The following is a 4,426-nucleotide window of genomic DNA, read 5'->3' on the forward strand; positions in this document are numbered from 1 at the left end:
ACAGAATTTAGGCAATTTTTTCCCGAATATAACCACAAACAATTATATGGGGCAGTAGCAGGCATTGAAATCGAAGAGGGAGCAGATAAATATGCCTATCGTCAAGGTTTATTTGTCTTAGCACAAAGGGGGGAAAATGTAGCGATTCTTAACGATACTGATTTTCAACCAAAAACGTGGTAGGGGCTTTAAAAACAAGATATGATCAGGTTATTGTCAAGTTAATTTAGAGGAAAAATTATGACCACCACCGCCGATGATGTTTGGAAATTATTAGCCGAATTAGTAGAAGCTCAAAAAGAGACAGAAAGATGCTTTCAAGAAACCGAGCGACGCTTTCAAGAAACCGATCGCCAAATTACCAGACTCAGTCAAGAAATTGGTAATCTTGGAGGTAAATGGGGACGTTTTGTCGAAAATATGGTAGCCCCCGCTTGTGAGACTTTATTTTTAAATCGTGATATTCCCGTACATCAAGTTAGTCAAAGAGTCAGAAAACGTCTCGACGGTAAAACCCTAGAAATTGATGTGTTAGTAACTAATGAAAATCATGTGCTGGTAGTGGAAGTCAAAAGTAGTTTGAATTAATCAAGAATCTAACAGAATTTAGGCAATTTTTTCCCGAATATAACCACAAACAATTATATGGGGCAGTAGCAGGCATTGAAATCGAAGAAGGAGCGGATAAATATGCTTATCGTCAAGGTTTATTTGTCTTAGCACAAAGGGGGGAAAATGTAGCGATTCTTAACGATACTGATTTTCAACCAAAAACGTGGTATGATCCTTAAACTTGTCTTTGGGAAAGTCCAGTGCAATTCTGGTACTGTGCCGCAGCTGTAATCAAGTAAAAAGTAAAAAGAGTACATCTTCCCTTTTTCCTTGCGAGTCAGAATACCAATTACAAGCTTTTGATTGGTAGTATAGACAACTAATTTTCTAACTACTTCTCTGCGTCGCATGGAGAACAAACAACGGTGAATTGGTTAGTTAAAGCAAATGCTTGTCCCGGTTTATTTTATGGCACTGCTGCCCAAGATGGGTTTTTAATTCGTCTCCGCACCCCCGGTGGATGGCTCAATTCTCCACAGGGAAAAGCGATCGCCACTTGGCTCGAACAATGGCAGAGTACAATACAAGTTACCAATCGGGCAAATCTGCAAATTCGCGGACTGCAAAAATCCCCCAGTTTAGAAGAATTTCAAACCCTGCAAAAATTAGGGTTAGCTGCCCATAATCCCAGTATCGATCATCTGCGTAATATCATGTCTAGTCCCACGGCTGGAATTGACTGCCAAGAATTGATCGATACTCGTCCATTAGTCCAAGAATTAGATAATTTTATCCAAAATTATCCATCAATTGCCCAACTAAGTCCTAAATTTAGTATCGGGATCGATGGCGGCGGTGCAGTGGGAATTGGCACCAGTTCAACTATGGCCTGGCAACACCGCTATAACGAGATTCATCTATCAGCAATTGCTCTCAATAATCCGACAAATTTAACTTCTATTGTTTGCTTTCGATTAGCACTTGGAGGAGATAAACAATTATATGACACGGACTTATTAATTGAGCCAGAAAACTGTTTAGCTGTGGTCAAAACTCTAGTAAAGGTTTATCTCGATTATGTTCAACAAACCCCTAAGATCAAGGGGAAAAAACCTCGGATGAAACACCTAATCAAAGATTGGGGATTGACAAAATATCTCGAACAAGTTAACTCCCAATTACATCGGAATTATACTGGAATAATAGACTGGCAAGAATGCCAGCAAACTGCCCATTCTACTCAACCCTATTTTCATCTGGGAATTCATCCTCAAAAGCAACCCGGATTGTCTTATGTTGGCCTATCATTAAGATTAGGACAATTGACGGCTAATCAACTATGGGGATTAGCGGCACTATCAGAAACTTTTGGCAGTGGTCAGTTACGATTAACCCCTTGGCAGACTGTTATATTACCCGATATTCCCGATGAAAAAGTGTCAGAATTGTTGCCAAAACTGGCATCCTTAGGATTATCCGCTTCTCTTGGATGGGATGCGGGGATAGTTGCCTGTAGCGGTAAACCAGGTTGTGCGGCAGCGGCCACTGCAACTCAAATTCATGGTTCTCTCCTGGCAGATTATTTGCAGAAACACTTAACCTGCAATTCTCCTGTTAATATTCACTTGACAGGTTGTGCTAAATCCTGCGCTCAACCAGGTCCTGCCGAAATTACCCTTTTAGGAACTACCATCGAGGAAAATGGCCAAATACTAGAAGCTTATCAAGTCTATGTGGGTGATAGTCAAAAGTTCTTAGAAACACCCATATTTGAGGGAGAATTTACCAAGATTCCCCCGCTCATAGCCCAAATTTTAAGCTCCCAAAAATCGAAAAATTTAGATGAACAGAATGGAATACATTAAGAATGGTGAGGAAATTTACCGCAAATCTTTTGCTATTATTCGGGCTGAAACTAACTGGGAAAATCTCCCCGATGATTTAGCTTCTGTGGCGGTTCGTCTAATTCATTCCTGCGGGATGACAGACATAACAGAAGATTTAGAAGCATCACCGGACGCGGTTAAAATCGGACGAAATGCCCTCGCTGGGGGGGCAGCAATTCTCTGTGATTCTCAAATGGTCGCTAATGGCATTACCAAAGCCCGTTTACCTAAAAATAATCCGATTATTTGTACCCTCAATTATCCAGAAGTGACCGAGTTAGCACGGCAAATTAATAATACCCGCTCCGCTGCCGCTTTAGAACTTTGGCAACCTCATTTAGCTGGAGCAGTGGTAGCCATTGGTAATGCACCAACCGCACTTTTTCACCTACTAGAATTGCTCGATCAAAATGTAGATAAACCAGCTTTGATTTTAGGCTTTCCCGTGGGATTTGTAGGAGCGGCAGAGTCGAAAATAGAATTAGCAACTAATAGTCGTGGCGTGCCATTTATTACCCTGCACGGACGTAGGGGCGGCAGCGCAATCGCAGCAGCAGCAGTCAATGCTTTAGCAAAAGAGAACGAATTATGAATAAATTAGGCAAACTTTATGGATTAGGAATCGGTCCTGGTGACCCCGAATTGTTGACGCTAAAAGCACACCGGATTCTCACAACTGTTCCGGTAATTGCCTATCCTACCTTAGAAAGTGGCAAAGTTTTGGCACGGGCAATTGTTTCGGATTTTATCCGTCCCGAGCAGATAGAAATTCCCATGCCTTTACCTTTTAGTGTCGAGCGCAGTTCTCAACCTCATTATGATATTGCCGCCGAAAATATCGCCGAACAGTTAAACTTAGGCCGAGATGTGGCGGTGCTATGTGTGGGCGATCCGATGTTGTATGGCACATTTATGTATATCTTTAATCGCTTGTGCGATCGCTTTTCCATTGAAGTCGTGCCGGGTATTTCTTCAGTGATGGCAAGTGCAGCAATGCTGGGTGTACCTATCACTTATCGAAATGACGTATTTAGTATCATGCCCGCTACTTTAGAGGCGGAAATATTGCGGGATCGCCTAGCATTTATCGATGCAGCAGCGATTATTAAATTAGGCAGACATTTCGCTAAAGTTCGTGATATTCTCGAGGAATTAGGATTATTAGAACGCGCCCTCTACATCGAACGAGCAACCTTACCCAATCAGCAAATTATTCCGATTACCGAAATCGATCCAGAGGCTGTCACCTACTGGTCATTAATTCTGATTCCTAGTAAAACTAAACTCCAATAATTCTATAGACATAGTTAAATCTTCTATCCCCTACCTGACAAAACCTATCGGGTTTAGATGATAGGAAGAATTTCATGAAGATTTTGCTAAAATTGTCGATGCCTATATTGGGAATGATCGAGTATATGTATTTATTGACGATTTAGATCGCTGTAAACATCCAAAATCAGCAGAGTTGATGCAAGCGATTAACTTGATGATTGCTGATGATCCGTCAGTGGTGTTGATTTTCTGACAGGGGGACAAGCGAGCTAGAAAATTTGCCAACAAAGGCTTCTGGCTTCTCTCGCTAGAAATAGATCGAGCGATTTTAGGCAAAAAGCTAACGAAAGAATTAGGGATAGGAGCGAGCTTACTAGGAATCATTATTAATAAGTGAGAGATGGTGCGGCGAACTTTTTCGAGCTAAAATCATGAAAAGTTTACGATATATGGATTTCAGCCTTCTTGTCCCCCTGTCAGGTTTCTAGGGTGATATCCTCGTATAAATCCCGAAAAGATGCCGTCAGATTAATACTCTGTAAACTAAAACTTTCTTGCTGATAGGTTTGCAGAATCCATAAACCCTGTTCACCGCGTCGAAAAGTTTCCACTCGTTGGTGTTTACTATTCACTAAGACATATTCCTCTAAACTTTCTAGAGTTTGATAATCATTAAATTTATCCCCCCTGTCAAAAGCTTCTGTAGAATCGGA

Annotated in this window: 4 protein-coding genes, 3 pseudogenes and 1 riboswitch; of the genes and pseudogenes, 6 read left to right on the plus strand and 1 reads right to left on the minus strand. The window is 41.3% G+C overall.

All coding sequences use genetic code 11. The annotated features are described in order from the left end of the window. From EWV60_RS17555 to EWV60_RS17580, 6 genes and pseudogenes are all read left to right on the plus strand, one after another. Nucleotides 1-183, plus strand: a pseudogene (locus EWV60_RS17555) (DUF3782 domain-containing protein); the annotation flags it as partial. A 57-nt stretch (nucleotides 184-240) separates the two neighbouring features. Further along, nucleotides 241-791 (plus strand): annotated as a pseudogene (locus EWV60_RS17560) (NERD domain-containing protein). Next, nucleotides 762-920: riboswitch (cobalamin riboswitch) on the plus strand. Its footprint overlaps the pseudogene before it by 30 nt. 57 nt (nucleotides 921-977) lie before the next feature. Next, complete coding sequence (cobG, locus tag EWV60_RS17565) at nucleotides 978-2,417, plus strand: precorrin-3B synthase (protein WP_287233755.1); 1,440 nt, start codon at nucleotides 978-980, stop codon at nucleotides 2,415-2,417. Further along, on the plus strand, nucleotides 2,404-3,030 hold the full coding sequence (locus EWV60_RS17570; protein ID WP_272103716.1) for a precorrin-8X methylmutase: 627 nt from the start codon (nucleotides 2,404-2,406) through the stop codon (nucleotides 3,028-3,030). Before cobG ends, EWV60_RS17570 begins: the two co-directional genes overlap by 14 nt. Continuing rightward, entirely contained in the window at nucleotides 3,027-3,731 is a 705-nt protein-coding gene (gene cobI / locus EWV60_RS17575) for a precorrin-2 C(20)-methyltransferase (RefSeq protein ID WP_002755704.1), read from the plus strand. Before EWV60_RS17570 ends, cobI begins: the two co-directional genes overlap by 4 nt. Before the next feature lie 64 nt (nucleotides 3,732-3,795). Further along, nucleotides 3,796-3,960 (plus strand): annotated as a pseudogene (locus tag EWV60_RS17580) (P-loop NTPase fold protein); the annotation flags it as partial. Between the two features lie 229 nt (nucleotides 3,961-4,189). On the opposite strand, the gene EWV60_RS17585 reads toward EWV60_RS17580, so the two are convergent. Next, the coding region (locus EWV60_RS17585) for a Uma2 family endonuclease (protein WP_287233758.1) at nucleotides 4,190-4,426 on the minus strand (237 nt) is incomplete at its 5' end.

The sequence above is a fragment of the Microcystis sp. Msp_OC_L_20101000_S702 genome, assembly GCF_007095705.1.
GTDB lineage: Bacteria > Cyanobacteriota > Cyanobacteriia > Cyanobacteriales > Microcystaceae > Microcystis > Microcystis ichthyoblabe_A.